General features: G+C 44.8%; 38 protein-coding genes and 1 pseudogene. 6 read left to right on the plus strand and 33 right to left on the minus strand.

Annotation, left to right across the window (positions count from 1 at the left end; translation table 11 throughout):
* Positions 1-16 precede the first annotated feature (16 nt).
* The 5 genes from ACTL4S_RS12500 (at position 17) to ACTL4S_RS12520 (ending at position 4,313) form a co-directional block, all read left to right on the plus strand.
* The gene (locus ACTL4S_RS12500) at positions 17-568 is read left to right on the plus strand and encodes a DUF8453 domain-containing protein (protein WP_441299444.1); all 552 of its coding nucleotides are present in this window, start codon (positions 17-19) and stop codon (positions 566-568) included.
* Positions 569-637: 69 nt separating this feature from the next.
* On the plus strand, positions 638-2,677 hold the full coding sequence (locus ACTL4S_RS12505) for a M3 family metallopeptidase (RefSeq protein ID WP_441299445.1): 2,040 nt from the start codon (positions 638-640) through the stop codon (positions 2,675-2,677).
* Between the two features lie 40 nt (positions 2,678-2,717).
* Positions 2,718-2,927: a YheV family putative zinc ribbon protein gene (locus tag ACTL4S_RS12510; RefSeq protein ID WP_441299462.1), complete on the plus strand. Its 210-nt coding sequence runs from the start codon at positions 2,718-2,720 to the stop codon at positions 2,925-2,927.
* A gap of 17 nt (positions 2,928-2,944) precedes the next feature.
* Complete coding sequence (locus tag ACTL4S_RS12515; RefSeq protein ID WP_441299446.1) at positions 2,945-3,376, plus strand: restriction endonuclease subunit S domain-containing protein; 432 nt, start codon at positions 2,945-2,947, stop codon at positions 3,374-3,376.
* 55 nt (positions 3,377-3,431) lie between these two features.
* Positions 3,432-4,313, plus strand: a complete 882-nt coding sequence (locus ACTL4S_RS12520; protein ID WP_441299447.1) for a DMT family transporter — start codon at positions 3,432-3,434, stop codon at positions 4,311-4,313.
* Between the two features lie 62 nt (positions 4,314-4,375).
* On the opposite strand, the gene ACTL4S_RS12525 is transcribed toward ACTL4S_RS12520, so the two are convergent.
* From ACTL4S_RS12525 to ACTL4S_RS12545, 5 genes are all read right to left on the minus strand, one after another.
* Complete coding sequence (locus ACTL4S_RS12525) at positions 4,376-6,658, minus strand: TRAP transporter large permease subunit (protein ID WP_441299448.1); 2,283 nt, start codon at positions 6,656-6,658, stop codon at positions 4,376-4,378.
* A gap of 197 nt (positions 6,659-6,855) precedes the next feature.
* Positions 6,856-7,428: a rhombosortase gene (rrtA, locus tag ACTL4S_RS12530; RefSeq protein ID WP_004281478.1), complete on the minus strand. Its 573-nt coding sequence runs from the start codon at positions 7,426-7,428 to the stop codon at positions 6,856-6,858.
* Between the two features lie 67 nt (positions 7,429-7,495).
* On the minus strand, positions 7,496-8,536 hold the full coding sequence (locus tag ACTL4S_RS12535; protein WP_004732263.1) for a hypothetical protein: 1,041 nt from the start codon (positions 8,534-8,536) through the stop codon (positions 7,496-7,498).
* A 535-nt stretch (positions 8,537-9,071) separates the two neighbouring features.
* Positions 9,072-9,458, minus strand: coding sequence for a hypothetical protein (locus ACTL4S_RS12540; protein ID WP_441299449.1), 387 nt, complete (start codon positions 9,456-9,458; stop codon positions 9,072-9,074).
* Positions 9,451-9,708, minus strand: a complete 258-nt coding sequence (locus ACTL4S_RS12545; RefSeq protein ID WP_004281484.1) for an FAD assembly factor SdhE — start codon at positions 9,706-9,708, stop codon at positions 9,451-9,453. The genes ACTL4S_RS12540 and ACTL4S_RS12545 overlap by 8 nt, the downstream gene beginning before the upstream one ends.
* 183 nt (positions 9,709-9,891) lie before the next feature.
* Between ACTL4S_RS12545 and ACTL4S_RS12550 the strand changes: the two genes are divergently transcribed.
* Positions 9,892-11,064 (plus strand): acyl-CoA dehydrogenase family protein, encoded by a 1,173-nt coding sequence (locus tag ACTL4S_RS12550; protein ID WP_148334989.1) that lies wholly within the window; start codon positions 9,892-9,894, stop codon positions 11,062-11,064.
* Positions 11,065-11,124: 60 nt separating this feature from the next.
* Here ACTL4S_RS12550 and ACTL4S_RS12555 read toward each other — a convergent pair whose 3' ends face one another.
* The 28 genes and pseudogenes from ACTL4S_RS12555 to rplC form a co-directional block, all read right to left on the minus strand.
* Complete coding sequence (locus ACTL4S_RS12555) at positions 11,125-12,615, minus strand: flavin-containing monooxygenase (RefSeq protein WP_005101195.1); 1,491 nt, start codon at positions 12,613-12,615, stop codon at positions 11,125-11,127.
* Positions 12,616-12,832: 217 nt separating this feature from the next.
* Positions 12,833-13,198 (minus strand): 50S ribosomal protein L17, encoded by a 366-nt coding sequence (rplQ, locus tag ACTL4S_RS12560; protein ID WP_004281488.1) that lies wholly within the window; start codon positions 13,196-13,198, stop codon positions 12,833-12,835.
* A gap of 18 nt (positions 13,199-13,216) precedes the next feature.
* Positions 13,217-14,224, minus strand: a complete 1,008-nt coding sequence (locus tag ACTL4S_RS12565) for a DNA-directed RNA polymerase subunit alpha (protein ID WP_004281489.1) — start codon at positions 14,222-14,224, stop codon at positions 13,217-13,219.
* Positions 14,225-14,240: 16 nt separating this feature from the next.
* Positions 14,241-14,867: a 30S ribosomal protein S4 gene (rpsD, locus tag ACTL4S_RS12570; RefSeq protein WP_004281490.1), complete on the minus strand. Its 627-nt coding sequence runs from the start codon at positions 14,865-14,867 to the stop codon at positions 14,241-14,243.
* 12 nt (positions 14,868-14,879) lie between these two features.
* Positions 14,880-15,266, minus strand: a complete 387-nt coding sequence (gene rpsK / locus ACTL4S_RS12575) for a 30S ribosomal protein S11 (protein ID WP_004281491.1) — start codon at positions 15,264-15,266, stop codon at positions 14,880-14,882.
* 19 nt (positions 15,267-15,285) lie between these two features.
* Positions 15,286-15,642 carry a 30S ribosomal protein S13 gene (rpsM, locus tag ACTL4S_RS12580; RefSeq protein ID WP_441299450.1) on the minus strand — a complete coding sequence of 119 codons (357 nt, stop codon included), beginning with the start codon at positions 15,640-15,642 and terminating at the stop codon, positions 15,286-15,288.
* A 105-nt stretch (positions 15,643-15,747) separates the two neighbouring features.
* On the minus strand, positions 15,748-15,864 hold the full coding sequence (rpmJ, locus tag ACTL4S_RS12585) for a 50S ribosomal protein L36 (RefSeq protein WP_000867907.1): 117 nt from the start codon (positions 15,862-15,864) through the stop codon (positions 15,748-15,750).
* Between the two features lie 19 nt (positions 15,865-15,883).
* Positions 15,884-17,203, minus strand: coding sequence for a preprotein translocase subunit SecY (gene secY / locus ACTL4S_RS12590; RefSeq protein WP_171057005.1), 1,320 nt, complete (start codon positions 17,201-17,203; stop codon positions 15,884-15,886).
* Between the two features lie 45 nt (positions 17,204-17,248).
* Positions 17,249-17,689 carry a 50S ribosomal protein L15 gene (gene rplO, locus ACTL4S_RS12595; protein WP_004281494.1) on the minus strand — a complete coding sequence of 147 codons (441 nt, stop codon included), beginning with the start codon at positions 17,687-17,689 and terminating at the stop codon, positions 17,249-17,251.
* Between the two features lie 3 nt (positions 17,690-17,692).
* Positions 17,693-17,869, minus strand: a complete 177-nt coding sequence (gene rpmD / locus ACTL4S_RS12600) for a 50S ribosomal protein L30 (RefSeq protein WP_004281495.1) — start codon at positions 17,867-17,869, stop codon at positions 17,693-17,695.
* A gap of 6 nt (positions 17,870-17,875) precedes the next feature.
* Positions 17,876-18,373 carry a 30S ribosomal protein S5 gene (gene rpsE, locus ACTL4S_RS12605; RefSeq protein WP_004281496.1) on the minus strand — a complete coding sequence of 166 codons (498 nt, stop codon included), beginning with the start codon at positions 18,371-18,373 and terminating at the stop codon, positions 17,876-17,878.
* Positions 18,374-18,375: 2 nt separating this feature from the next.
* Positions 18,376-18,726, minus strand: coding sequence for a 50S ribosomal protein L18 (gene rplR / locus ACTL4S_RS12610; protein WP_004281497.1), 351 nt, complete (start codon positions 18,724-18,726; stop codon positions 18,376-18,378).
* Between the two features lie 14 nt (positions 18,727-18,740).
* A complete protein-coding gene (rplF, locus tag ACTL4S_RS12615; RefSeq protein WP_004645059.1) occupies positions 18,741-19,274 on the minus strand; it encodes a 50S ribosomal protein L6 in 534 nt (177 codons plus the stop codon).
* 13 nt (positions 19,275-19,287) lie between these two features.
* On the minus strand, positions 19,288-19,683 hold the full coding sequence (gene rpsH / locus ACTL4S_RS12620; RefSeq protein WP_004281499.1) for a 30S ribosomal protein S8: 396 nt from the start codon (positions 19,681-19,683) through the stop codon (positions 19,288-19,290).
* Positions 19,684-19,695: 12 nt separating this feature from the next.
* Positions 19,696-20,001, minus strand: coding sequence for a 30S ribosomal protein S14 (gene rpsN / locus ACTL4S_RS12625; protein ID WP_004645058.1), 306 nt, complete (start codon positions 19,999-20,001; stop codon positions 19,696-19,698).
* A 9-nt stretch (positions 20,002-20,010) separates the two neighbouring features.
* A complete protein-coding gene (rplE, locus tag ACTL4S_RS12630; protein WP_004645057.1) occupies positions 20,011-20,547 on the minus strand; it encodes a 50S ribosomal protein L5 in 537 nt (178 codons plus the stop codon).
* A 16-nt stretch (positions 20,548-20,563) separates the two neighbouring features.
* Positions 20,564-20,881, minus strand: coding sequence for a 50S ribosomal protein L24 (gene rplX / locus ACTL4S_RS12635; RefSeq protein WP_004281502.1), 318 nt, complete (start codon positions 20,879-20,881; stop codon positions 20,564-20,566).
* Positions 20,882-20,890: 9 nt separating this feature from the next.
* The gene (rplN, locus tag ACTL4S_RS12640; protein WP_004281503.1) at positions 20,891-21,259 is read right to left on the minus strand and encodes a 50S ribosomal protein L14; all 369 of its coding nucleotides are present in this window, start codon (positions 21,257-21,259) and stop codon (positions 20,891-20,893) included.
* A gap of 91 nt (positions 21,260-21,350) precedes the next feature.
* A complete protein-coding gene (rpsQ, locus tag ACTL4S_RS12645) occupies positions 21,351-21,608 on the minus strand; it encodes a 30S ribosomal protein S17 (protein ID WP_004281504.1) in 258 nt (85 codons plus the stop codon).
* Positions 21,605-21,802: a 50S ribosomal protein L29 gene (gene rpmC, locus ACTL4S_RS12650; protein ID WP_004281505.1), complete on the minus strand. Its 198-nt coding sequence runs from the start codon at positions 21,800-21,802 to the stop codon at positions 21,605-21,607. Before rpmC ends, rpsQ begins: the two co-directional genes overlap by 4 nt.
* Positions 21,802-22,215 (minus strand): 50S ribosomal protein L16, encoded by a 414-nt coding sequence (rplP, locus tag ACTL4S_RS12655; RefSeq protein WP_004281506.1) that lies wholly within the window; start codon positions 22,213-22,215, stop codon positions 21,802-21,804. Before rplP ends, rpmC begins: the two co-directional genes overlap by 1 nt.
* Positions 22,155-22,971: pseudogene (gene rpsC, locus ACTL4S_RS12660) on the minus strand (30S ribosomal protein S3). Before rpsC ends, rplP begins: the two are co-directional and overlap by 61 nt.
* A gap of 1 nt (position 22,972) precedes the next feature.
* Entirely contained in the window at positions 22,973-23,302 is a 330-nt protein-coding gene (gene rplV, locus ACTL4S_RS12665) for a 50S ribosomal protein L22 (RefSeq protein WP_001982638.1), read from the minus strand.
* An 11-nt stretch (positions 23,303-23,313) separates the two neighbouring features.
* A complete protein-coding gene (rpsS, locus tag ACTL4S_RS12670; protein WP_004281508.1) occupies positions 23,314-23,589 on the minus strand; it encodes a 30S ribosomal protein S19 in 276 nt (91 codons plus the stop codon).
* Positions 23,590-23,608: 19 nt separating this feature from the next.
* Positions 23,609-24,433, minus strand: a complete 825-nt coding sequence (gene rplB / locus ACTL4S_RS12675) for a 50S ribosomal protein L2 (RefSeq protein WP_004281509.1) — start codon at positions 24,431-24,433, stop codon at positions 23,609-23,611.
* 11 nt (positions 24,434-24,444) lie between these two features.
* On the minus strand, positions 24,445-24,765 hold the full coding sequence (gene rplW / locus ACTL4S_RS12680) for a 50S ribosomal protein L23 (protein WP_004281510.1): 321 nt from the start codon (positions 24,763-24,765) through the stop codon (positions 24,445-24,447).
* The gene (rplD, locus tag ACTL4S_RS12685; RefSeq protein ID WP_004281511.1) at positions 24,762-25,364 is read right to left on the minus strand and encodes a 50S ribosomal protein L4; all 603 of its coding nucleotides are present in this window, start codon (positions 25,362-25,364) and stop codon (positions 24,762-24,764) included. Before rplD ends, rplW begins: the two co-directional genes overlap by 4 nt.
* Before the next feature lie 11 nt (positions 25,365-25,375).
* The gene (rplC, locus tag ACTL4S_RS12690; protein ID WP_441299451.1) at positions 25,376-26,014 is read right to left on the minus strand and encodes a 50S ribosomal protein L3; all 639 of its coding nucleotides are present in this window, start codon (positions 26,012-26,014) and stop codon (positions 25,376-25,378) included.
* Between the last annotated feature and the right edge of the window lie 56 nt (positions 26,015-26,070).

A 26,070-nucleotide genomic window follows, 5' to 3' on the forward strand; every position in this document is an offset into this window, starting at 1 on the left:
GTGTTGATCTGTCAGCATGGTACGAGGCATAGCGAATAGTAAAATTGGGTTTGGCGATTTGATTTTACTACTTCGCTATTTTTTTAAGCTAAAAGTGTCAACACACCCTATTTTTGCTACGCCTCATTATGGGAAAGAATCCGTAATCCAACTTCATGTTAAAAATATTGGAAAATCCATCGCTCATAATGTAAAAATATCTAGTGATCGACCGATCCCTCGCGCGGCATTTGGAATTGAAAAATTAAATTCTGAAAAACAAGATTTTGAAACTGGTATTTTTAAAAATGGAGTCAAAGTATTCCCACCCAATCAGAGCTATATATACGATTGGGGGCAATATGGGGGCTTAAAAGATTCATTAGATAATTCCCCTATAACATTCACTATTACATATTTGTATAAACACCCTTTGAATCTTTGGAAAACAAAAATCACTGACATCTCTACAATTGATATAAATGAATTAGAATCACTTCCAGCATCCAATGGAGGATTATTAGAACAATTAAAAAATATCAATAAATCATTAACAACCTTAAATCAAAAGATCGAGAAAAAACTGTAGATAGCTTGATTTCCTAGCTCATAACCCCTACATCTAGATTTAACATAGGAAATAAATCGGCAGACCGACATGACTTTAGAAAAGGCAACTTTGCCTGTTCCACAATTTGATCAGATTACGCTGGCTGAGCTAAAACAAAAAATTAAAAGCTGTATCGCTGAAGGGCAAAAGTTCCTGAATGACCTCACCGAAACGCCTACTACAGTACAGGAGCAGCTGACTACTCTGGAACATGTCGACACGCTTGAAAACAATATGAGTGAGTCTTGGGGCATCTTGTCACATTTAAATGCCGTGATGAACAATGCCGAAACCCGTGATGTCTACCAAGCACTTTTACCGGGTCTTAGCGAATATTATACGCAACTGGGTCAACATACGGCGCTGTATCAGACCTATCAGCATATTTATGATGCGTCGATTTATAGTGAACTGCCGGCAGCGCAGCAAAGCGCCATTAAACTGGCCTTACGTGACTTTAAATTATCTGGGGTGGCGTTAGAGGGTGAAGCGAAAAAACGTTATGCGGAAATTTCGGCACGTCTGTCCCAATTATCTTCCGACTTCTCCAACCATGTGCTAGATGCGACTCAGGCCTATTTCAGACCGCTGAATGAAGATGAGTTAGCGGGTCTATCTTCAAATAATATTGAGCTGTTAAAACAATATGGTCAGCAACGTGAGCTGGATCAACCGGTGGCTACGCTGGATTTCCCGTCTTATCTGGCGATCATGACCCATTCAGAAAATCGCCCTCTGCGTAAAGAACTCTATAAAGCTTATACCACGCGTGCGTCAGATCAGGCTGAACAGAGCGAGTTTGACAATACTGCACTGATCGAAGAAATTCTCAGTTTGCGTCTGGAAATGGCAAAACTGCTTGGCTTTAATAATTATGCGGAATTGTCCTTAGCCAGCAAAATGGCACCAAGTGTAGAGGCCGTAGACGAATTCTTGCGTGATCTGGCAGAGCATGCCCGCGCGCCAGCAGAGAAAGAAATTGCAGAACTGAAAGCGATTGCTGCTGAAGATGGCATCCGTGATCTGCAACCGTGGGACAGTGGCTATTATTCTGAAAAGCTGAAAATGCAGCAATTTAATTTGTCACAGGAAGTGCTTAAACCTTACTTCCCTGCACCAAAAATCCTGCAAGGCCTGTTCAGTATTGTGAATCGTCTGTATGGCATTCAAGTCATTGAACGTAAAGCGCCTGTCTGGCATCCAGATGCACGTTATTTTGAACTAGAAGATCAGGGTCAGGTGATTGGCGGTTTCTATTTTGATCTGTATGCACGTCAAGGCAAACGTGGCGGTGCCTGGATGAGCGGTTTCCGTTCCCGTATGCAGACCAGTGATGGCCTGCAAAAACCGATTTGCTATATGGTCGGTAACTTTACTCCACCTGTCGGCAATCGCCCTGCACTGCTGACCCATGATGAAGTCATCACCTTGTTCCATGAATTTGGTCATGGCCTGCATCATATGCTGACAGAAGTAGACAATATTGCCGTGGCAGGTACCCATGGCGTGGCGTGGGATGCGGTCGAGCTGCCAAGCCAATTTATGGAATTCTGGGCTTGGGATCAGGAAAGTCTGGATCTGCTCAGCGAGCACATAGAAACCCAAGAATCTTTGCCGGCTGAACTGCTGAAAGCCCTGCTGGATGCACGTTTCTTCCAGTCTGGCATGCAAACCCTGCGTCAGCTTGAATTTGCCCTGTTTGACCTGAGTATTCACCGAGCCAATCCGGCTTTAAATGCAGCACAGGTTCAGGCTACTTTGAATGAGATCCGTGAAAAATATGCGGTTCTACCGACCACCGACTATAACCGTTTCCAGCACAGCTTCAGTCATATTTTTGCCGGTGGTTATGCAGCGGGATATTATTCCTATAAATGGGCCGAAGTTTTGGCCAGTGATGCCTTCGACCGCTTTGAAGATGAAGGTATTTTTAATACCATTACTGGAAAGCAGTTTCGGGAAAATATCCTCGCAGTTGGCGGAAAAGACACAGCACTTGACGCATTTATCAATTTCCGCGGACGCGAGCCAAAAATAGATGCATTGCTGCGTCATCAAGGTTGGACGAACCCCTCTAAAAACGCTTAAACTAGCTTTTTAAGTTGATCACAAGGTGAGTATGATGACCATTAAACGTCGTTTCATTGCAGGCGCAAAATGTCCAAAATGTCAGGCGTTAGATCGCGTCGTCATGCTGACCTCTGGTGAAGATGAATGGATCGAATGTATTGAATGTGGTTATGAAGAAAATCGTCCCACGCATGTTGATCAACCAGAAACACTAGCTGTTCCAGATGAAGTTGGCGTGATTCAGTTTAAACCTCGTTCAGTAAAATAAAAATCAAGGTTCAAGCTATGTCAGTAGAACAAAGAAATAACCCCAAACTTTTAATGGGGATTATGGGGGCTTTAGTTACTGTCGTTGCATTGGTATTGCTATATCAGTGGTTGACTGCCTCTTCCGGTGAAGCGGAACGCATGCATCAGGAAGATATCGCGGCTGTTCCGGCAGCAAAACCTGCGGCGAAAACTGAAGATACGGCGGCAGCGAAAGCAGCTGAGGCGATTGAAGCTAAAGCACTGGTATCAGAGCAGCTGTTAGATTCACCAGTGCCGGAGAATGCCAGTTTGGCCAAAGAAGAAGTGGCTAAACTAGATGACATCCAAGTTCAGCTCAATGAACAAAAGGCCACACTGGATGCGCAGCATAGCGATGCCGACCAGTTGATCCAACTGAAAGAGGAACAGATCAAGTTACTTGAAGCACAACTTGCTCAAAGCCAGTAAATCTCGACAGCATTTCAGCTAGAATATCGTCAGATCTTCTAGCTCAGTTGTTTCCATGTCCGCCCCAGCCGCTCCGCATCTGCTTAAAGCCATTCTGTTACTGACCTGCTCTGCTTTTCTCTTTTCAGTTATGGGCGTGTGTATCCGTTATGCCTCGGCAACGGTTGATAATGCCACAGTGGTCTTCTTTCGCAATTTTGTTGGGCTGTTTATTTTCCTGCCCTTCATTTTCAATAAAGGCATTGTTTTTTTCAAAACTGAAAAGCTGTGGATGCACACCTGGCGCGCAGTGGTCGGACTGACGGCCATGTACGGCTTTTTCTATGCCATCGCGCATTTAAAACTCTCCAATGCCATGGTCTTTACCTACTCTTCCCCGATTTTTATTCCACTGATTGCCTGGCTATTTCTCAAGGAAAAAATCACACCAAGCATGTTAGTCGCGGCTCTGATTGGTTTCGTCGGGGTACTCTGTGTTGCCAAACCGGATTCGGGTCTAATTAACCTGATGTCGGTCATTGGTTTGAGTGCGAGCTTTCTGGCGGCGATGGCCTTTGTCACGGTTCGGGCACTGACTAAAACTGAGTCTCCGGAAAAAATCGTGTTTTATTTCTGCTTTATTGGCACCCTGATTTCAGTGATTCCGATGTTCTGGCTATGGCGATCTTATACCCTGACAGAACTCAGCTATCTGATTACTGCCGGCATCCTGGCCAATTTCAGCCAATTGTTTATGTCAAATGCCTACAAGCTGGCTCCGGCAGGACAGATTGGACCGGTCAACTATGTGGTGATTTTCTTTGCCGGCATGTGGGGCTTTCTGTTCTGGCAGGAAGTTCCGGACCTTTATAGCCTGATTGGGCTGGGGCTGATTTTCTGTGCGATTCTACTGTGTAGTCCAATTCTGCAAAAACGCCTGAATTCATCCAAAATTTGATTAACGATTTTAAATCAAATAAATAAAAAAGCACCCGAAAGTGCTTTTTTATTGCTTTTTTCTTATTGATACCAGCCGAACAGCTTAAAGATATAAGGCACATAGGCAATGATCAGCATCGCAGGCAGCAATACTATCACTGGTAAAATCCAGCGTTCATAACGATAGTAAAAAGACAGATGGCGAACTTCCGCATCCGCTTCAGCCACCTCAGCATCGCCAATCGACTGTCTGGCCAGCAGATGATTTAGCGCAACCGGTGGCGTCACATAACCCAGCTCAAAACCAATCAGGGTAATCATCCAGAAATGTACTGGATGAATGCCGTATTGATAGGCCACTGGAGCCACGGTCGCCGAGATCAGAATCACCGCGCCAAATGGATCCATGATCATCCCGACAAAAATCATCAAGCCGACAATCAGGGAAATCACCAGAATGGTACTGCTGATTTCGGTCGGGAAGGCTTCCATAATTTCAATACGTTCCAGCAAGCCACCCACACTCACCGAAAGTGCCATCAGAATCACCAGCGCACCAATATGTCCCACGGTTTCACTGGTAGAAATATGCATGGATTTCCAGAAACCGACATTACGCAAAATTTCAGTCGCTTTTGAACGCTGCACAGTATGATCAACAGCCAATTCTTTGCCTGGTTGTTCACTATGTTCAGCCTCACGATATTCTGCATTGGCTGCGGCACCGGCTGTCGCCAGTTCAGGTGCCGATCTTGAGTTTAAAGTTGCGGTCAAAGTTTCATCCCAATGCCCCACTGCCGGCAACGGCGCAGGTTCATGACGCAACTTGTCGAACAAGACAATCATCAGCAGAATGACTGGCATCATCACTGGTGCGGTAAATTCATTCAGGTCAGTCGACAAGGCATATTTATAGAATAACCAGATCAGAATGAAAATCACGATATATGGAATAATCGCAATGAAGGCGCGACCGGATTGAGGAGCAGCCACAATAGGTGCAGCAATCCGGAATTTGTTTTCTGCAAAGAACAGGGAAATTACCAGGAATAAAGTCGAACTGAGCAGGAAGACATAAATCCCGTAGTGATAGAGTAAGTCGGTGGTCACTTCTTTATTCAGTGATGCCACAACGACAATCAGCAAGCAAGGACGTAAAACCACGCCCAGTGAACCAGACATTGCAGTGGCGGCCAATGCAAACTGACGGCGTCCGCCCGCATTCCAGACTTCCTTGTAAATAATCGCACCTGCGGCAATTACGAAAATCCCTGATGCTCCGGTATAGGCGGTCGGTAATGCAGCTGCCAGCAAGATTAACCAGGTCAGGGTTTCAGGGGCCAGATTCCATGGACGCAGAATATTCAGGAACATGTCCACGACACGGGTCTGTTTCAGCAACATACCGGCCCAGATAAACAAGGCCAGATTTAGGAAAATACTGGAAAACTCTACCAATTGACCGAGGTAAATCCCCTGTCCCATTGGATAGTCCATAAAAAAGGTGAAATTTATTCCGGTAGTAATGGCCATATAGGCATACAGCGGCACACTCAAAAAGGCCAGACCAAAACTGCCACCTTCGCGCGTTGGTTTTGGCTGTTTGATCACCTGATACAGGCTGATCAAGGTGAGTGTGCTGAACAGAATCATCCACAACCAGTAGATGTACTTCATCTCCCCCATCGGCACGCCCGAGTTCAATACGGACTGATATTGGCTATAGGATGAAAATGCCAGGAAAGCATTAGCGACCAGCATGGCGACCGAATAAACTTTAAAGTCGATACGCGTGCTCGGGCTACGTAAGCCAATATGATGGGTTTTTAGAGTGGCACTGATCGCAGCAAAGACCACCATGATGACCAGAAGCAAAGCCCGGTTTTCCGTACCAAACTTGAAGATTCCAAAAAAAGAGGTTTCAAACGTCCGATAAGCCCGAATACTTGGATGAGCTTGCACATGTTGAATGGCTTTATCATAAAACAGGTAGGATTCTTCACAGACCTGCTGTGCCTGTAACACCGCAGCACGGACATCCGCTTCCGAACGCACCCCGAAGAAGTCGGCATATTCATCGGCTGCATCGGCTTTTATCTGCTGCTGAACGCGTTGATCAACATTAATATTGCGTTCACATTGTGGACGCGTCGGCTCAGCCCTTAAAAATGAATATTGCATTCCTGTTGCCGGATCGCCGTAAATACGCTCGCCCATACGCAGCAACTGACCGTGAATCATTTCCCCGGTGCCAATAATCAAAGTGAGCAAAAGTAAAACCAGCACGACGAAGGTCGAGATCCACTCTGTCCATATATAACGCAACAGACCTAATCCTGATCTGTTTTGATCATTATTTTGCATGTGTATTCCTATTTTTATTTTAGCGGCCTGATGCTTGGTCTAGGACGCTGATCTTCCCTTCTGCCTAGAAAATTCCTTTTCAAAGGTCAGGATCTTTATTCTATGTTTTGACTTTGCATGAAAATTGGCACAATAAAAATGACAATTTATATTTTCTTTTTGTATTTTCTGCCAAGTAAATTATTTATCTCTGCACTTTAATTATCCCGAAAATAATTGCTCACAATATAGATCAGCGCCAGAATCACGCCCCAAATCACCCCAAGTAAATGTGCCTCAACCAAAACCGGACTACCGATCAGCTGCGCCGTTCCGACATTGCCAATGGTGTTTTCCCAGACCAGTTTGGCAAAAATCAAAAATAATACCAGCGCCGCAAAGCCGCGTTCCCGCTTATACAGCAAATGTACACAGGCTACGGCGACATAGGCACCATGCAGCACGCCCGACAGGCCCGCATAGGCTTCAATATTGGGTAAGAAAAAATAAAAGCTTAAACTGATCAACGGTGGCAAGATCAGCAAAATGGCACAGAAATGCCAGACGGTAGCGCGTGGAAAAATGAAAGGTAAACAGATAAAGGCGAGAATGTTTAGAAAGTAATGAATCCAGCTCACATGTACCCAGTGCGCTGTCCAGAGTCGCCAGAATTCACCCAGCAGACTCTCTTGCCAGTAGATAAAATGATCCTGAAAAATTTGCAGACATGCAGAGAGAGAGACAAAAGCCGCTAGAAAAATAATTTTTCGTCGAAAATGTTGATCTAGCATCGGCCTGTTGTCCTCCCTGACCATCTAATTTGACTTCATCCCTGAAGCTTCATGCATAGTATCTGCATTACAGATCCGCACTGAACAGATCATCGAGCTCGGAAGAACTGTCGGATTCATCCCAGAAACGTTGCATGCCATCATCGCCACTACGTATACCAGTATTTTCTGTCCAGTAACGATCTGATATGCCACTGACCATAATCGCGGCCATGCTGTCAATCAGCTTGAATTGCGGATTTACCGGTTTTTCCTCCGTACGGGCCTGAGCAAAGGTTTTCAAGGCATCCCGAACTTTGGCATCATCGCCACTGGCCTGAGCCGCTACGGCATACAAGGCATGAGATAAACGTACACCTTTTTGCTCACCAATTTGTGTAGATTGTTTTAATGTTTGGTAAGGGTCAGGCTTGCCTTCCCCTGCGCCTGGCAACAAAGTCCAGATCACCGCACGGGTGGCATTCGGCGCACCCCAGAATTTCGCGTTATCCAGACACACCATGCCACGCTCGACCACGGCAGCAATATCTTTCGGTACATGCACTGCACCACCCGAGTTAATATCATTGGTCATGGCCTGCAAGCCACTGAGCATACCCAACAGATAAACCGTTTGCTCGATATCACTGTTCATGCGTGGGCATTCTTCACCCAGGGCTTTTTGGTATTTCTTTTCATAACGGCTCTGGAACAGTTGATAACCGGTATATTGACGCTGTGCTGCCAGTGCCGCCCAGCGCTTCTGCTCGATTCGGGCATCTTGAGCTTCTGCCACCTGATTGGTTTTTGAAGCACGTAAATAGCGTAACTCGGCTTCCAGCGCTTTTTGCTCGGCACAAATACCGGCAGCCGAATACATCAGCACGGCCACCCGTGTTGGATCCGCCCCCATTTCTTTGGTCGCCATAATGGCCGGCGTTAAAGAATTCCCTGAATTACACACCATTTCAGCATCATCCATCGCTAAAATCGGCGGTACAATATGGTTTTCGGTGAAACCCAGTGCAACATTGGCACCGGTTTTAATGACCTGAGAACACCCCGTCAAAACTGTTGTTGTTATTGCAATGGTCGCCATACCTTGGCATATTTTACGGACGCCTGACATTTTCCTGTCCTCTATAATTGTGATTATGTCCATCTTTCTGCTAAAGATATCAGAAGCATTTTGTGAATAAAAGAGTATTTACTCTAATTTAGACGAGACACTTTGCCATTAAATAGCCACGCTGCAATTGACTGTATTAAGGAGAATCCCAAATTTTGGGCAAAAAAAAGTAGCATTGCGACGGTTCAGCACATGCTACTTATTAACTGTACAAGCAGAAAAATGATAAAACCCTGCTTGGTTAAGATGAAAACTTATCCTTCAGCACCGTCCCGATTCGTCCTACTACCAAGGCTAAAACAATCGCGACGATCAAATACATCCACACTGGAAATTCCATCAAGGTCTCCCGTAGTTGCTGTTGGTGAGTTAAATGTACAGGCTAAAAATAAAACATAGGGAATAAATTGTCAGACAATTTCTCTAAGTTATGCATTAACCGTAATTTTTGTCTGACAATAAAAATAGAAAGTTGATCTAAATATTTGTTTTATGAACATTTTAATTAAATCATTAAAATGTGTTTGTCTTATAACTAAACTAATTTAGTCAGTACTTTTAAAGACTTCCATTGTTTGAACGGCAATTGATCACACCAGATCAGTAAAGGTCGCGCCTTGGCATGCTGGAAATACACCACAATATACGCCTGATGATCAATGACATGACTGATGAATACCCGACGGGTCGGTCGTGCTTTGGTAGTCAAGGACCATTCACGTCCATCGAGATATTCAAACTGCTCTATCTGTGGCGTCTTACGATAAAACAGCTGATAAATTACCAAGCCTATGACAACATATACTGCCCAAATTGCAATCGGTAATAACTGATACAACAGATACATCAGCAGTGCAAAAATAAACAGCTGAAACGCCAATGCACACAGACTGCGTTTCAGCTTGAAGCAACGATTATCCATGAACGTAAAATTTAAGCTTCTTGATAAAATCTTTTAGTTCAGGGCGTGGCGGCTCGGACACTTCCATAAACCAGTCCAGCAAATCCGGGTCTTCCTGCTCAACCAGCTCTGCAAACATCTGTTTTTCGAAAGGCTCAGCATTCAGGTAATGGTTTTTTACGTAGGGATCAAAATATACATCCAGTTCTTTTAGACCACGACGCGCACGATAAATCACTTTGCGCTCTTCTAAGCTGATGTCATCAGTCATCGAATTTCCCCAACTCGTTATAAACCCGAATAGTTTACCTGAAGCGCTGGCTGAATTTCGAGGGATTTCATAGAAATGACCAAAAGCATCAGCAGATTTAAGTCATTTGAACATTCCGCTCATTGCTGCTGATCTTGGCATGACCTAAGTTAAACCAAACAAATCAAAATAAGGAATAACAAGATGCAATCTGCAGCCATTCGCCCACTTGCCCCGATGCTGCCGTGCCAACTCTTTAGTACCGAACATGATGCTTTTCGCGAGACGGTACGTAAATTTTATGAGAAAGAAGTCATTCCACATACCGAGCGTTATGAAAGTCAACAGCATGTAGATCGAGAGCTGTGGAATAAAGCCGGTGAGCTTGGATTGCTCTGCGCTACCATGCCCGAAGAATATGGCGGCTCTGGCGTAGACCGGCTGTATAGCATGATTTTGATTGAGGAACAGGCCTATGCCGGAGATTCAGCGACTGGATTTTCATTGCATTCAGATATTGTTGCCAATTATCTGCTGAATTTTGGTAATGAAGCTCAAAAACAACAATGGTTACCGAAAATGGCGTCTGGAGAGGTCGTCACCGCGATTGCCATGACCGAACCGGGAACTGGCTCTGACCTGCAAGCAGTGCGTACCTCGGCAGTACTCGATGGCGATGACTATGTGATTAATGGTTCCAAAATCTTTATTACCAATGGCTATCTCTGTGACATGGCGATTGTGGTCTGTAAAACCGGCAATAATGACAAAGGTTCAGCCAATCTTTCATTGATTATGGTCGAAGCAGAGCGTGCCGGATTTAGTAAAGGCAAGCCGCTGAATAAAATTGGCATGAAAGGTCAGGATACCTGCGAACTATTCTTTGACAATGTTCGGGTACCCACAGAAAACCTGCTCGGTCTGGAAGGCATGGGCTTTATGATGCTGATGAAAGAACTGGCTTGGGAACGCCTGATTGTGGCGATTATCTGTCAGGCAGGCGCTGAAGCCGCTTTTGCCCATACAGTGAAATATACCAAGGAACGTCAGGCATTTGGCAAGAGCATCAGCCATTTTCAAAATACCCGTTTTAAACTGGCAGAACTACGTACCGAGATCGATGTGTGCCGCACTTATCTGGATCGCTGTATGCAGCTGCAACTCAATCACGAACTGGGCGTAGATGCCGCTGCTGCGGCCAAATACAAGATTTCAGAAATGTACAGCAAAGTCGTAGATGAATGTCTGCAATTGCATGGCGGCTATGGTTATATGCTAGAATATCCGATTGCCCGTGCCTATATCGACAACCGTGCCAATCGGATTTACGCGGGTACCAATGAAATCATGAAAGAACTCATCGCCCGTTCACTTTAAAATGGATTCATAAAAAAGGAGTCTCTTAGGACTCCTTTTTCTGTATGCAAAAATATAACTTTAAGAAACCAGACGCGGTTTATGCTTTAAAGCATTGCTGTTTTTTCTAAATTTCAGCACCCCATCTTCAAAGGAAGCCTGTTTGAGTTCCTTGCGGTCTGCGAGATAATTATTGCTGACTTTCCACGGAGCATGTTTACCCTGCTTTGGCATCACATCCGCAGCACGGGCAATATAACCCGAACTGAGACTGCCCATGACGGTATCCTGAAGCAATTCGCTCTGATCTCCCTGAGGAATCACCTGCGCATAACCTTGCTGATCCATATAGTTCAACAAACGGCAAATATACTCAGCTGCAATATCGACTTTAAGCGTCCAGGAGGCATTAATATAGCCAATAATCAGCGCCATATTTGGTATATCACTGACCATGATGCCTCTATACAGCATATGCTGTGAGGTATCGATAGGCTGACCATCCATCGTCGCCTGAATCCCGCCGAGGATTTGAATATTCAGACCCGTTGCAGAAACAATAATATCAGCATCCAGATGTTGACCTGATTTCAGCTGAATTCCAGTTTCGGTCAAGGTTTCTATCTGATCCGTTGCAACCGATGCCTGCCCTTCACGTAAAATTTCAAACAGATCCCCATCCGGCACCACACAGAGACGCTGATCCCAAGGTTCATAATTCGGGGTAAAGTGCTTCATGTCCACTTTACCTTTCAGCTGGAATTGCACCGATTTAAGCAAAAGTGATTTTAATAATTTTGGCTGTTTCTGTGCCAAAGCATAAATCCCGCGCTGCATGCCGATATTACGCGCACGTGTCAGCTTGTAGGCGACCTCCTCAGGCAGATATTTACGCATTTTTGAATAAATAAAATCGACCGAGGGTACAGAAGCAATATAAGTTGGGGAACGTTGCAACATGGTGACATGACCTGCTCCACCTTTGACCATCGCAGGAACCAAGGTAATCGCGGTCGCACCACTACCAATAATGACCACCTTTTTGCCTTTATAGTTTAAATTTTCCGGCCAATGTTGCGGATGAATAAACTCACCTTTGAATGCAGTTTGATTTGGAAACTCCGGCTGAAAACCCTGATCATAATTATAATAACCGGTACAACCCAGTATAAAGTTGGCGATCCAGATCTGCGTCTTACCCTGTGCGTCCACAATCTCTACTGACCATTTGCAGGTGGCAGAATCATAATTAGCACTCAGAACCCGATGCTGGAAATGGATTTTTGGCTGAAGTTTAAACTCTTCCACCACTTCAGCCAGATAATTTTTGATGGATGCGCCATCGGCAAGCACGCTTTCTTTCTTCCAGGGTTTAAAATTAAAACCAAAAGTCGACATATCGGAATCAGAACGGATGCCCGGATATTTAAACAGATCCCAAGTTCCACCAATACTTTCGCGGCGTTCAATAATCTCAAAAGAGCGTTGCGGACAATGTTTAGAAAGATGTGCTGCTAGACCAATCCCCGAGATCCCTGCACCCACAATTAAAATATCTACCTGCTTTTCCATGTTGTTCTTTTACCTAAGCGATGCTATCTGTTTTTATTAAATCACAAAACTGACAATACACAATGTCAAGTTCATTAAAAAGCCACTATTTTTTTATCTTTTCAGGCCAGATCAGTTATGTTGAACTCAATCACTTTAAATTAAAATATACAGGCATTAAAAAAGGCCGGTTTATTCAACCGACCTTTTCGAACAACTTACGTTATTCTTCACGAAATTAGTTAACTTCGCGATCTACTAGCTCAACGTAAGCCATCGGTGCAGCATCACCTGCACGGAAGCCCGCTTTAAGAACACGTAGATAACCGCCGTTACGCTCTTTGTAACGAGGGCCAAGAACGGTAAATAATTTACCAACAGTTGCTGCTGAACGAGTACGAGCAAACGCCAAACGACGGTTTGCTACTGTATCGTTTTTAGCTAAAGTGATTAAAGGCTCAGCTACACGACGTAACTCTTTTGCTTTAGGCACAGTTGTTTTGATCAACTCGTGCTCGAACAAAGAGTTAGCCATGTTTTGGAACATCGCTTTACGATGACTGCTTGTACGGCCTAATTTCACACCACTATTACGATGACGCATGGTGATAGTCCTACTTAATTAACGGCTACGATAGGCGAAACGATCGTCCATACGGAGACTAGCCGGTGGCCAGTTCTCTAAACGCATGCCGAGTTGTAAGCCTTTAGAAGCCAGAACATCTTTGATCTCAGTAAGCGATTTTTTACCCAAGTTAGGAGTTTTAAGCAACTCAACTTCGGTACGCTGTACAAGATCACCAATGTAGTAAATGTTTTCTGCTTTCAAACAGTTAGCAGAACGAACAGTTAGCTCTAGATCATCTACTGGGCGAAGCAAGATTGGGTCAACTTCTTCACGAGGCTCTTGAGCAACAGGTGCTTGATCTTTCTGAAGGTCAACGAAGATCGCAATTTGTTGCTGCAAAATAGTTGCAGCTTTGCGGATCGCTTCTTCAGGATCTACAGTACCGTTAGTTTCAAGATCAATGATCAGTTTATCAAGGTCAGTACGTTGTTCTACACGCGCGTTTTCCACGGTGTATGAAACACGTTTGATTGGGCTGTAAGACGCATCTAACTGCAAGCGACCCACTGGGCGAGTTTCGCCTTCAGGGAAGCGTGAATCAGAAGTCTCGTAGCCACGACCTTGAGCCACTTTCAGACGCATTTTCAATGAGCCTGAGGCACTTAAAGTACCGATCAAATGTTCAGGGTTAACCACTTCAACATTATGAGGTAAACGAAGGTCAGCCGCAGTTACGTCGCCTGCACCTTGTTTCTCTAATGTTAAATAAGCTTCATTTTGATCGAACAGCTTAATCGACAATCCTTTTAGGTTCAGCAAGAGCTCGACGATGTCCTGCTGCAAGCCTTCCAAAGTACTGTACTCGTGCTCGACCCCTTCAATCTCAACTTCTACCACAGCTGCGCCAGGTAGAGAAGAAAGAAGGATGCGACGTAAAGCATTACCAAGAGTATGACCAAAGCCACGCTCTAATGGTTCTAGAATAACTTTTGCCGAGGTCCCGCTTGCCGCTTCGACCTTGATCGCTTGCGGAGTTAGAAACTCATTTGCAGTACGCGTCATATTGCTTCCTCAAGGATTATTTAGAATACAATTCTACAATCAAGCTTTCGTTGATTTCAGCAGGTAAATCAGAACGATCCGGTGCAGCTTTGAACGTACCTTCTAATTTAGAATGGTCGATTTCCATCCAAGAAGGCATGCCACGTTGAGTAGCTAATTCAATTGCGTTTTTGATACGTAATTGTTGCTTAGCGCCTTCGTGAACTGCGATCACATCACCCGCTTTAACTTGGATAGACGCAATGTTAACACGACGGCCATTCAAAGTGATGCTACGGTGAGATACTAACTGACGAGCTTCTGCGCGAGTAGAACCGAAACCCATACGATAAACAACGTTATCAAGACGGCTTTCAAGTAGCTTCAACAGGTTTTCACCAGTTGCGCCTTTAACACGAGCAGCTTCTTTATAGTAGTTACTAAATTGACGCTCTAAAACACCGTACATGCGACGTACTTTTTGTTTTTCACGTAATTGTAGTGAGTACTCAGATTGTTTACCACCACGAGCCCCGCCGTGTTGGCCAGGAACTTTCGCATGTTTTTTTGTCTTAACATCAAACGGTTTAACGCCTGATTTAAGTTGCAGGTCTGTCCCTTCGCGACGAGAGAGTTTGCATTTTGGACCAATATAACGAGCCATGAATGTTTCTCCTTACACGCGACGTTTTTTAGGTGGACGGCAACCGTTGTGCGGGATTGGCGTCACATCGGTAATGCTGTTAATTTTATAACCCACTGCACCTAAAGCACGAACCGCAGATTCACGACCAGGACCAGGACCTTTTACAAGGACGTCCAAGTTTTTCAAACCGTAATCTAAAGCAGCTTTACCAGCAACTTCAGCAGCTACCTGAGCAGCGAACGGAGTTGATTTACGTGATCCACGGAAGCCTTGTCCACCTGAAGTGGCCCAAGCCAGTGCATTACCTTGACGATCGGTAATAGTCACAATGGTGTTATTAAAAGAAGCGTGAATGTGTGCGACACCTTCAGAGACGGTACGAGTGACCTTCTTGCGTGCGCGAGTATCTTTAGCCATCTTTTAGCTTCCAGAAATCTTATTTCTTAATAGGTTTGCGCGGACCTTTACGGGTACGAGCGTTAGTTTTGGTGCGTTGACCGCGGACAGGCAAGCTGCGACGATGACGAAGACCGCGGTAGCAGCCTAGATCCATTAAACGTTTAATGTTCATGGAAATTTCGCGACGTAAATCACCTTCGGTCGGAACCTTAGCAACTTCTGCACGAATCGCATCAAGCTGAGTGTCATCTAATTCACGGATCTTAGTAGTTGGAGCAATACCAGCAGCAGCTAAGATAGCTTTTGAAGTATGGCGACCAATACCAAAGATATACGTTAGAGAGATAACAGCGTGCTTGTTATCCGGAATGTTTACACCGGCAATACGAGCCATTCAATTTTCTCCAAAAAGGCAGTAGATAATCAACCGCCCCACAAAAATCTTGAGGGGCGGATAATAACCTAATTCGCCTACAGAAATCAACAGGTCTTAATCAGATTAACCTTGACGCTGCTTATGACGAGGTTCTGCGCTACAAATTACGCGGATAACCCCATTACGACGGATAACTTTACAGCTACCACAAATTTTCTTAACAGAAGCTTGTACTTTCATGATGAAACCTCAAGTGCGCTTATCCCTTAGGATGAGCAGTCGTTTTTCTCATTAACGTTTGATTATCGTATTGGTGCGAAGTGAGGTGTGATTGCAGCTGAGCCATAAAGTCCATCACTACTACCACAACAATCAGCAAAGAGGTACCACCCAAATAGAATGGAATACCAAATGAACTTTGCAATACCATCGGCATCAAACAAATGACTGCGATATAAATCGCGCCAATAAACGTCAAACGATTGAGAATATGATCTAAGTAACGAGCAGTTTGCTCACCTGGACGTATACCAGGCACGTAAGCTCCGCTGCGTTTCAAGTTCTCTGACACTTCTTTAGGACTAAATACCAGTGCTGTATAGAAGTAACAGAAAAAGATAATTAACGCACCAAAGAGCACCAAATACAACGGCTGACCAGGCGACAACACCAATGCTACATCTTGCAGGCTACGCTTAATAAATCCAGCATTTGGATCTGCACTACCCACCCACTGACCTAAGCTCGCAGGGAACAAAAGCAATGAGCTGGCAAAAATTGCCGGAATCACACCCGCCATATTAATTTTTAATGGCAAATGTGTCTGCTGTGCAGTAAATACACGACGACCTTGTTGTTTTTGAGCATAGTTTACCGGAATACGACGTTGCGCTTTCTCGATAAACACGATCGCTGCCAAAACACCCAGAGATAACAAACCAAAAATTACCAAGCCAATCAGGCTGGTCTGGCCATTATCTACAGATGAGAAAGATTGCATAATCAGATTAGGCAATCCGGCAACAATACCCGCGAAGATGATCATGGAAATACCATTCCCCACCCCACGCTCGGTAATCTGTTCACCCAACCACATCAAGAACATGGTCCCCGCAACCAATGAGGTTACTGCAGGAACATAAAAAGCCAAACCAGTATTCAGGGTAATCCCCTGACTGATCAGGCCTGCACACATACCTACCGCCTGTACCAGCGCTAAGAATAATGTGCCTTGTCGTGTGTATTGATTAATTTTACGTTTGCCTTGCTCGCCTTCTTTCTTTAAAGCTTCCAGCGAAGGAACCACAGTTGACATCAACTGCACGATAATCGATGCAGAGATGTATGGCATGATCCCGAGAGCAAGAATAGACATTCGTTCTAATGCCCCACCAGAGAACATGTTAAACAAACCAAGGATGGTACCTTGGTTTGCATTAAACAAGTTTTCTAACGCAGCATTATTGATGCCTGGTACTGGAATATGCGCTCCTAGTCGAAACACCAACAACGCACCAATGAGAAACATCATTCGACGAATAATTTCACGGTATTTCACATGAAATGGTTGGCCTTTCATCATGTTGACATGACCTGAAGAACTAGGAGTCATAGACACTGGGGATTACTCCTCGACTTTGCCGCCAGCAGCTTCAACAGCAGCTTTAGCGCCTTTAGTCAATGCAACACCTTGAACAGTGAATGCACGAGTAATTTCACCAGAAAGTACGATACGAGCACGGATCATGTCTTTACGTACAACGTTCGCAGCTTTTAAAGTTTCAAGAGACACGATGTCGCCTTCAACTTTAGCAAGCTCAGATAAACGTACTTCAGCAGTTTTCAAAGCCAATTGGCTAGTGAAGCCGAATTTAGGCAAACGACGATAAAGTGCTGTTTGACCGCCTTCGAAACCTGGACGAGTACCACCGCTCTTACGTGAGTTTTGACCTTTGACACCACGGCCACCGGTCTTACCAACGCCAGAACCGATACCACGGCCTAAACGAAGGTTGTCACGTTTAGCACCTTCTGCAGGTGCAATTGTATTTAAACGCAGAGTCATGGCTTATTCCTCTACACTAACCATATAGTAGACTTGGTTGATCATACCACGGTTAGAAGGTGTGTCTAACACTTCTACAGTATGACCAATACGACGCAGACCTAAACCTTGCAGGCTAAGCTTGTGATTTTTCAAGCGGTGCGATGCAGATTTAGTCTGGGTAACTTTAATCGTTTTCATGATTGATTACCCTTGAATTTGTTCTACTGAAAGACCACGTTTCGCAGCAACCTTTTCAGGAGTAGTCATATCACGCAAACCATTGAAAGTTGCGTTTACTACGTTAGCAGCGTTAGTAGAACCACGGCATTTAGTCAACACGTTACGTACGCCTACAGCTTCTAGAACTGCACGCATAGCGCCACCAGCAATTACACCTGTACCTTCAGAGGCAGGCTGCATGAATACGCGGCTAGCGCCGTGACGTGCATGAATTGGGTGCTGTAACGTACCATCAACAAGGTCAACAGTAATCATATTGCGACGAGCAGCTTCAAGTGCTTTAGAGATAGCAGCTGGAACTTCACGTGCTTTACCACGACCAAAACCTACGCGACCATTACCATCACCCACAACAGTTAATGCTGTGAAAGAGAAGATACGACCACCCTTAACAACTTTGGCTACACGATCAACGGCAACCAGCTTTTCAACAAGACCTTCGTTTTGTTCAACTTTAGCCATGATTAGAACTCCAAGCCGTTTTCACGAGCAGCATCAGCCAAGGCTTTGATACGACCATGATATTTAAAACCAGAACGGTCAAATGCAACTTTAGTAACACCAGCTGCTTTAGCGCGTTCTGCGATTAAAGCACCTACTTTTTGAGCTGCTTCAACGTTACCAGTTGTACCCGCACGTAGAGTAGCGTCTAAAGTAGAAGCTTGCGCTAATACTTTGCCACCATCTGCAGAGATAACTTGAGCATAGATGTGACGCGGAGTGCGGTTTACACACAAACGAGTCGCACCCAATGCACGGATGTGCAAGCGTGTGCTTTTCGCACGACGCAAACGGGATTGTTTCTTTTCGTTCATAAGAACCTCGCGCCTTATTTCTTCTTAGCTTCTTTACGAAGTACAACTTCGTCAGAATAACGAACACCTTTGCCTTTATATGGCTCTGGTGGACGGTAACCACGGATATCTGCAGCAACCTGTCCTAAAGCTGCTTTATCAGCAGATTTAAGAATGATTTCAGTTGCAGTTGGAGTTTCAGCAGTTACACCTGCAGGAAGTGCATAATCGATCGGATGAGAGAAACCAAGGTTAAGATGAACAACGTCACCTTTAACCGCAGCTTTATAACCAACACCGATAAGCTGTAACTTACGTTCGAAACCTTCGCTAACACCTTTTACAAGGTTGTTAAGCACAGCGCGAGCAGTACCAGCTTGCATCCAAGCGTCTTTCGACTCTTGTACTGGAGCAATAGCTAGAATACCGTCTTCCTGTTTAAGCTCGACCAGCGCATGCAGGTTGAAAGACAATGTACCTTTAGTGCCTTTCACTTCGACCTGCCGGCCGTTCTGAGTAACTGTTACACCGTTAGGTACAGTTACTGGGGCTTTAGCCACACGAGACATGAGGAATCACCTATTAAGAAACAAAAGCAATAACTTCACCACCAACGCCTGCAGCACGTGCAGCGCGATCAGTCATGATGCCTTTGCTTGTAGAAACAATTGCAATACCTAAACCTTGCTTAACGCTAGGAAGTGCATCTTTACCGCGATACTGACGTAGACCTGGACGGCTTACGCGCTTCACAGTTTCGATAACTGGTTTGCCTTCGAAATACTTTAAAGTCAAAGTAAGAGTTGGTTTGCCTTCAGCATCCGCAACTTCTACGTTTGAAATATAACCTTCTTGTTGAAGTAAGTTAGCAATTGCTACTTTCAACTTAGAATTAGGCATAGAAACAGTTTGTTTCTTTGCCATTTGTGCGTTACGAACACGTGTTAGCATGTCGGCAACGGTATCTTGCATACTCATCTATAGTGCTCCTTACCAGCTTGCCTTAACAACGCCAGGTACATCACCTTGCATTACTGTTTCACGTAATTTGTTACGGCTTAAACCGAACTTACGGAAGTAACCATGAGGACGACCAGTTAAACCACAACGGTTACGTAGACGTACTGGAGATGCATTACGTGGTAATGCTTGTAATTTCATCATCGCTTCGAAACGTTCTTCGTCTGATGCATTTACGTTTGCAATAACAGCTTTTAATTCAGCACGTTTTACAGCGTATTTAGCAACAGTAGCTTCGCGTTTCAATTCGCGATTAATCATACCTTTCTTAGCCATATCGACCTCTTATTTGAACGGGAAGCCGAATGCACGCATAAGCGCACGGCCTTCGTCATCGGTGCGAGCAGTCGTAGTAATGGTAATATCCATACCACGAATACGATCAATCTTGTCAAAATCGATTTCAGGGAACATGATTTGTTCCTTAAGACCCATTGAGTAGTTACCACGACCGTCGAATGATTTCGCAGAGAAACCACGGAAGTCACGGATACGAGGGATCGCAATCGAGATCAAACGGTCCAAGAATTCGTACATACGTTCGCCGCGTAAAGTAACTTTACAACCGATCGGCCAACCATCACGGATTTTAAAACCAGCGATTGATTTACGAGCTAACGTAAGTACTGGTTTTTGACCAGCGATAGCTTGCATATCTGAAAGAGCACCATCAAGGAGTTTTTTGTCAGCAGCAGCTGCGCCAACACCCATGTTGATCGTGATTTTAGTGATGCGAGGAATCTCCATCACATTCTTAACGCCCAATACTTCTTGTAATTGAGCTTTAAGTTCGTCGTTGTAACGTGTTTTAAGTCTGGCCATGGCCTATATCAACCTATTACTTCGCTACCGCCACTGATTCACCATTTGATTTGAATACGCGAGTTTTCACGCCATCAATCACTTGGTAACCAACACGGTCAGCCTTTTGGGTTGTAGCATTAAAAACTGCCACGTTTGAAATATGAAGCGAAGCTTCCTGAGTTACAACGCTACCTTCAGCGCCTGTAGCACGGTTTGGCTTCTGATGCTTCTTCACCAAGTTAAGGCCTTCAACCTTAACACGGTCATTAGAAACAGACAGAACAGTACCCTGTTTGCCTTTTTCTTTACCTGCGATCACAATTACTTGATCGCCTTTTTTAATCTTAGCCATGATCGCCTCTTATAGAACTTCAGGAGCCAATGAAATAATTTTCATGAACTGTTCAGTACGAAGTTCACGAGTCACTGGTCCGAAAATACGAGTTGCAATCGGCGCTTTGTTGTTGTTCAAAATAACAGCAGCGTTATCGTCGAAACGAATCACTGAACCGTCTGCACGACGGATACCGAATTTTGTACGAACCACAACCGCATTCATCACGTCACCTTTTTTAACACGTGCGCGTGGAATTGCTTCTTTTACAGTAACTTTAATAATGTCGCCAACAGAAGCATAACGACGATGCGAGCCACCAAGTACTTTAATACATTGTACGCGGCGTGCACCACTGTTGTCTGCTACGTCGAGCATAGTTTCGGTCTGAATCATTGCCCTACTCCAAAACCGAGCAACACCGGTCGAAATTTCGAAAGGCTCAAAGAGTACTCGAAATTGACCGATGATGCAACAAGAACGTTAATTACTCAGCAGCTGCTTCAACAACTTCAACTAAAGTCCAAGACTTAGTTTTAGAAATTGGGCGGCTTTCTTTAATGGTTACAACATCACCAGCTTTCGCTGTGTTGTTCTCATCATGAGCATGTAATTTTGTTGAACGGCGGATTAATTTGCCATACAACGGGTGTTGAACTTGGCGTTCAATAAGAACAACGATAGATTTATCCATCTTGTCGCTTACAACTTTGCCAGTTAACGTGCGGACTGTTTTATCACTCATTGTCCGTTCCCCTGTTTTTCGGTAAGGAGGGTCTTAATACGAGCAATAGTCTGACGAGTAAGTGCAACTTCATGCGATTTACCCAATTGACCAGTTGCTTTCGCCATACGAAGACGGAATTGGTTAAGCTGTTGCTCATCAAGCAAAGCTGTCAACTCTTCTACCGACTTTTCACGTAGATCTTTAGTTTTCATTACATTACCGTCCGAGTCACGATAGCGGTTTTAAACGGAAGCTTAGCTGCTGCAAGCGTAAACGCTTCGCGAGCCAATTCTTCGTTAACACCATCAATTTCGTACAAGACTTTACCTGGTTTGATTTGGCAAACCCAATATTCCACAGAACCTTTACCTTTACCCATACGCACTTCAAGAGGCTTAGAAGTAATCGGCTTGTCCGGGAATACACGGATAAAGATCTTACCACCACGCTTAATACGACGGCTAATTGTACGACGCGCTGCTTCAATTTGACGCGCAGTCATTTGACCACGTTCAACTGATTTAAGTGCAATAGTACCGAAAGATACTGTGCTACCGCGGTGTGCTAGACCAGTGTTACGGCCTTTCTGCACTTTACGGAATTTAGTACGCTTAGGTTGCAACATGGATTATTCTCCTTTTTCAGCAGAACGATCATTGCGACGACCACGACGCTCTTGACCTTCACCACGACCACGACCGCGTTTAGCTGGACGCTCTTCTGCTGGAGCTGGGTTCATGACTTGTTTCATGCCGCCCAAGATCTCACCACGGAAGATCCAAACTTTAACACCGATCGTACCGTAAGTAGTCTCAGCACGCATAGTCGCATAGTCGATATCTGCACGAAGCGTATGTAGAGGTACACGACCTTCACGATACCACTCAGTACGAGCAATCTCAGCACCACCTAAACGGCCTGAAACTTCTACTTTGATACCTTTAGCACCAGCACGCATTGTGTTTTGTACCGCACGCTTCATAGCACGACGGAACATTACACGTTTTTCCAATTGAGAAGCGATTGCTTCAGCAACTAGACGCGCGTCTAAGTCTGGACGATCAATTTCATTGATACTTACTTGCGCAGGAACACCCATGATAGATGTTAATTCGCGTTGTAGTTTCTCAATATCTTCGCCTTTTTTACCGATTACGATACCTGGACGAGCAGTGCTAATAGTTACTTTAGCAGCGCCTGTAGGGCGTTCGATAAGAATGTTGCTGATCATCGCGTTTTTAAGTTTTTTGATCAAAAACTCACGAACTTGAAGATCTTTAAGCAAGTATTCAGCGTATTGTTTCGGATTCGCATACCAGTTAGCGTTATGACGTTTCACAACACCTAGGCGGATACCGATTGGATGAACCTTCTGACCCATATCAAACCCCTACCTTAACGGTGATGTGACAAGTACGCTTAGTAATACGATCTGCACGGCCTTTAGCACGTGGCATAATACGTTTCAGGCTCATGCCTTCATCAACGTAGATCGTAGAAACTTTAAGGTCGTCTACATCTAAACTGTTATTGTGTTCAGCATTTGCAATCGCAGATTCCAACGCTTTCTTAACTAGAACTGCAGCTTTTTTGTTGCTGAAGTTAAGGATGTTAAGAGCGTGCGCAACAGATTTGCCGCGGATAAGATCTGCAACCAAACGAGCTTTTTGTGCCGAGATAGCGGCACCGCGTAATTTAGCAGTTACTTCCATCATAGCACCCATTAACGTTTAGATTTCTTGTCAACACCGTGACCGCGATAGGTACGAGTTGGTGCAAATTCACCAAGCTTGTGACCAACCATGTGCTCAGAAACGATCACAGGAACGTGGTTACGGCCATTGTGTACAGAAATTGTTAAACCAACAAAATCCGGGAGGATCATCGAACGACGCGACCAAGTTTTGATCGGCTTACGGTTATTAGCCGCGATAGCCGCTTCAACCTTAGCGAACAAGTGCGCATCGACGAATGGGCCTTTTTTCAGAGAACGAGGCATTGTCAGATTCCTTTACTTGTTACTTAACGCGACGGTCGCGAATAATCATCTTAGTCGTACGCTTATTGGTACGTGTCTTGTACCCTTTAGCTTTTTGACCCCATGGGCTTACAGGTTGAATACCTTTGTTACGCCCTTCACCACCACCATGTGGATGGTCAACTGGGTTCATCGCCATACCACGAACGGTAGGACGAACACCACGCCAGCGTGATGCACCAGCTTTACCTAGTGAACGAAGGTTGCTTTCTGAGTTAGATACTTCACCTAACACAGCACGGCATTCAACGTGAATTTTACGCATCTCGCCTGAACGCAGACGAACGATAGCGTAAGAACCGTCACGACCCAACAGCTGAACTGAAGTACCAGCTGAACGAGCTAACTGCGCGCCTTTACCGATTTTAAGTTCGATGTTGTGAAGAGTAGAACCGATAGGCATGTTGCGAAGCGGCAAGCAGTTACCTGGACGAATTGGAGCATCGTTACCAGACTGTACTTTATCGCCAGCGCGAAGGCCTTTAGGAGCGATGATATAACGACGCTCACCGTCAGCATACAATACAAGTGCAATGTGTGCAGTACGGTTAGGATCGTATTCGATACGCTCTACAGTTGCAGGAATACCATCTTTGTTACGTTTAAAGTCAACTAGACGGTAGTGCTGCTTGTGACCGCCACCAACGTGACGAGTCGTGATGTGACCGTTGTTATTACGGCCGCCAGTACGTTTTTTAGCTTCAACCAACGGAGAGTATGGTGCGCCTTTGTGAAGGTGATCGTGAACCACTTTCTCTACAAAGCGACGTCCTGGAGACGTTGGCTTACATTTTTGAATAGGCATAATTCTCGTCCTTATTCCGCTGTGCTTTCAGCGGTATCGCCCAAGTCAGCCATTTCAACATCTTGGCCAGCTTTCAGGGTGACGTATGCTTTTTTAACATCAGAACGACGTCCTAATGTTTTACCAAAGCGTTTAGACTTACCTTTAGTGATAGTCGTGTTAACTTTAACAACTTCCACACCAAAGAGTTGTTCCACTGCTTTTTTGATTTCAAGCTTGTTTGCATTTAATGCAACTTTAAACACTTGAACACCAGCAGTTTCACCTAAAACTTGTGCTTTTTCTGAGAATACAGGTCCTTGCAGGACTTGATAGATACGTTCGTTGTTCATCCGAGTTCTACCTCAATTTTCTTAGCAGCAGCTACAGACATAACAACTTTGTCGAACGCAATCAAGCTAACCGGATCGATTGCAGCAGCATCAACCACATCAACGTGTGGAATGTTGCGCGCAGCAAGATACAGGTTCTCATCAACAGCATCAGTAACGATCAATGCGCGAGTCGCATTCAAGTCGTTAAGTTTTGCAAGCAATTCTTTAGTTTTTGGAGCTGCAACAGCAAACTCTTCAACTAAAACTAGGCGATCTTGACGAACAAGTTCAGCTAGGATGCATTGCATAGCACCGCGGTACATTTTACGGTTTACTTTTTGAGACCAGTCTTGTGGACGAGCAGCAAAAGTTTTACCACCGCCAACCCAGATTGGGCTACGAATAGAACCAGCACGAGCGCGGCCAGTACCTTTTTGACGGAATGGCTTGCGACCACCGCCAGAAACGTCTGCACGTGATTTCTGAGCTTTTGAACCTTGACGGCCACCAGCTAAATAAGCTGTAACCACTTGGTGAACAAGAGCTTCATTAAATTCACGACCGAACGCAACTTCTGATAATTCAACAGCAGAGCCGGAAACAGTATTTAAATTCACGTTATTTCCCCTCAGGCCTTGATCGTAGGACGAACGATTACGTCGCCACCAGTAGCACCAGGAATCGCGCCTTTAACAACCAGAACTGAACGTTCTGTGTCGATAGCAACGATCTCAAGACCCTGTGTAGTTACGCGTTCAGCACCTAAATGGCCAGCCATTTTTTTGCCTTTGAATACGCGACCAGGAGTCTGGTTTTGACCAGTAGAACCTAAAACACGGTGAGAAACTGAGTTACCGTGAGTTGCATCTTGCGTACGGAAGTTCCAACGCTTAACACCACCTTGGAAACCTTTACCTTTAGATTGACCAGTTACGTCAACAACTTGACCAACCTGGAACAATTCAACGGTAAGCGTACCACCAACTTCACGACCTTCAAGATCAGCTTCTGTAGCACGGAATTCTTGAACTAGACGACCAGCTGCAACACCCGCTTTCGCGAAGTGGCCTTTCTGAGCGTTAGTTACGCGAGATTCGCGACGTTCACCAGTAGTGATTTGAATCGCTTGATAACCATCAGTTTCAAGCGTTTTGATTTGAGTGATGCGGTTAGGATCAACCTCAATCACTGTAACAGGCACAGAAACACCAGCATCTGTAAAGATACGTGTCATACCGCACTTGCGACCGACTAAACCAATAGCCATGTGCATAAACCTCTAAAAAAGCGGCCTAATTAACTTAGAGTGTTAATTAACCCGAA

It is taken from the genome of Acinetobacter lwoffii (assembly GCF_052078135.1).
In the GTDB taxonomy this organism is placed as follows: Bacteria; Pseudomonadota; Gammaproteobacteria; order Pseudomonadales; family Moraxellaceae; genus Acinetobacter; species Acinetobacter lwoffii_Z.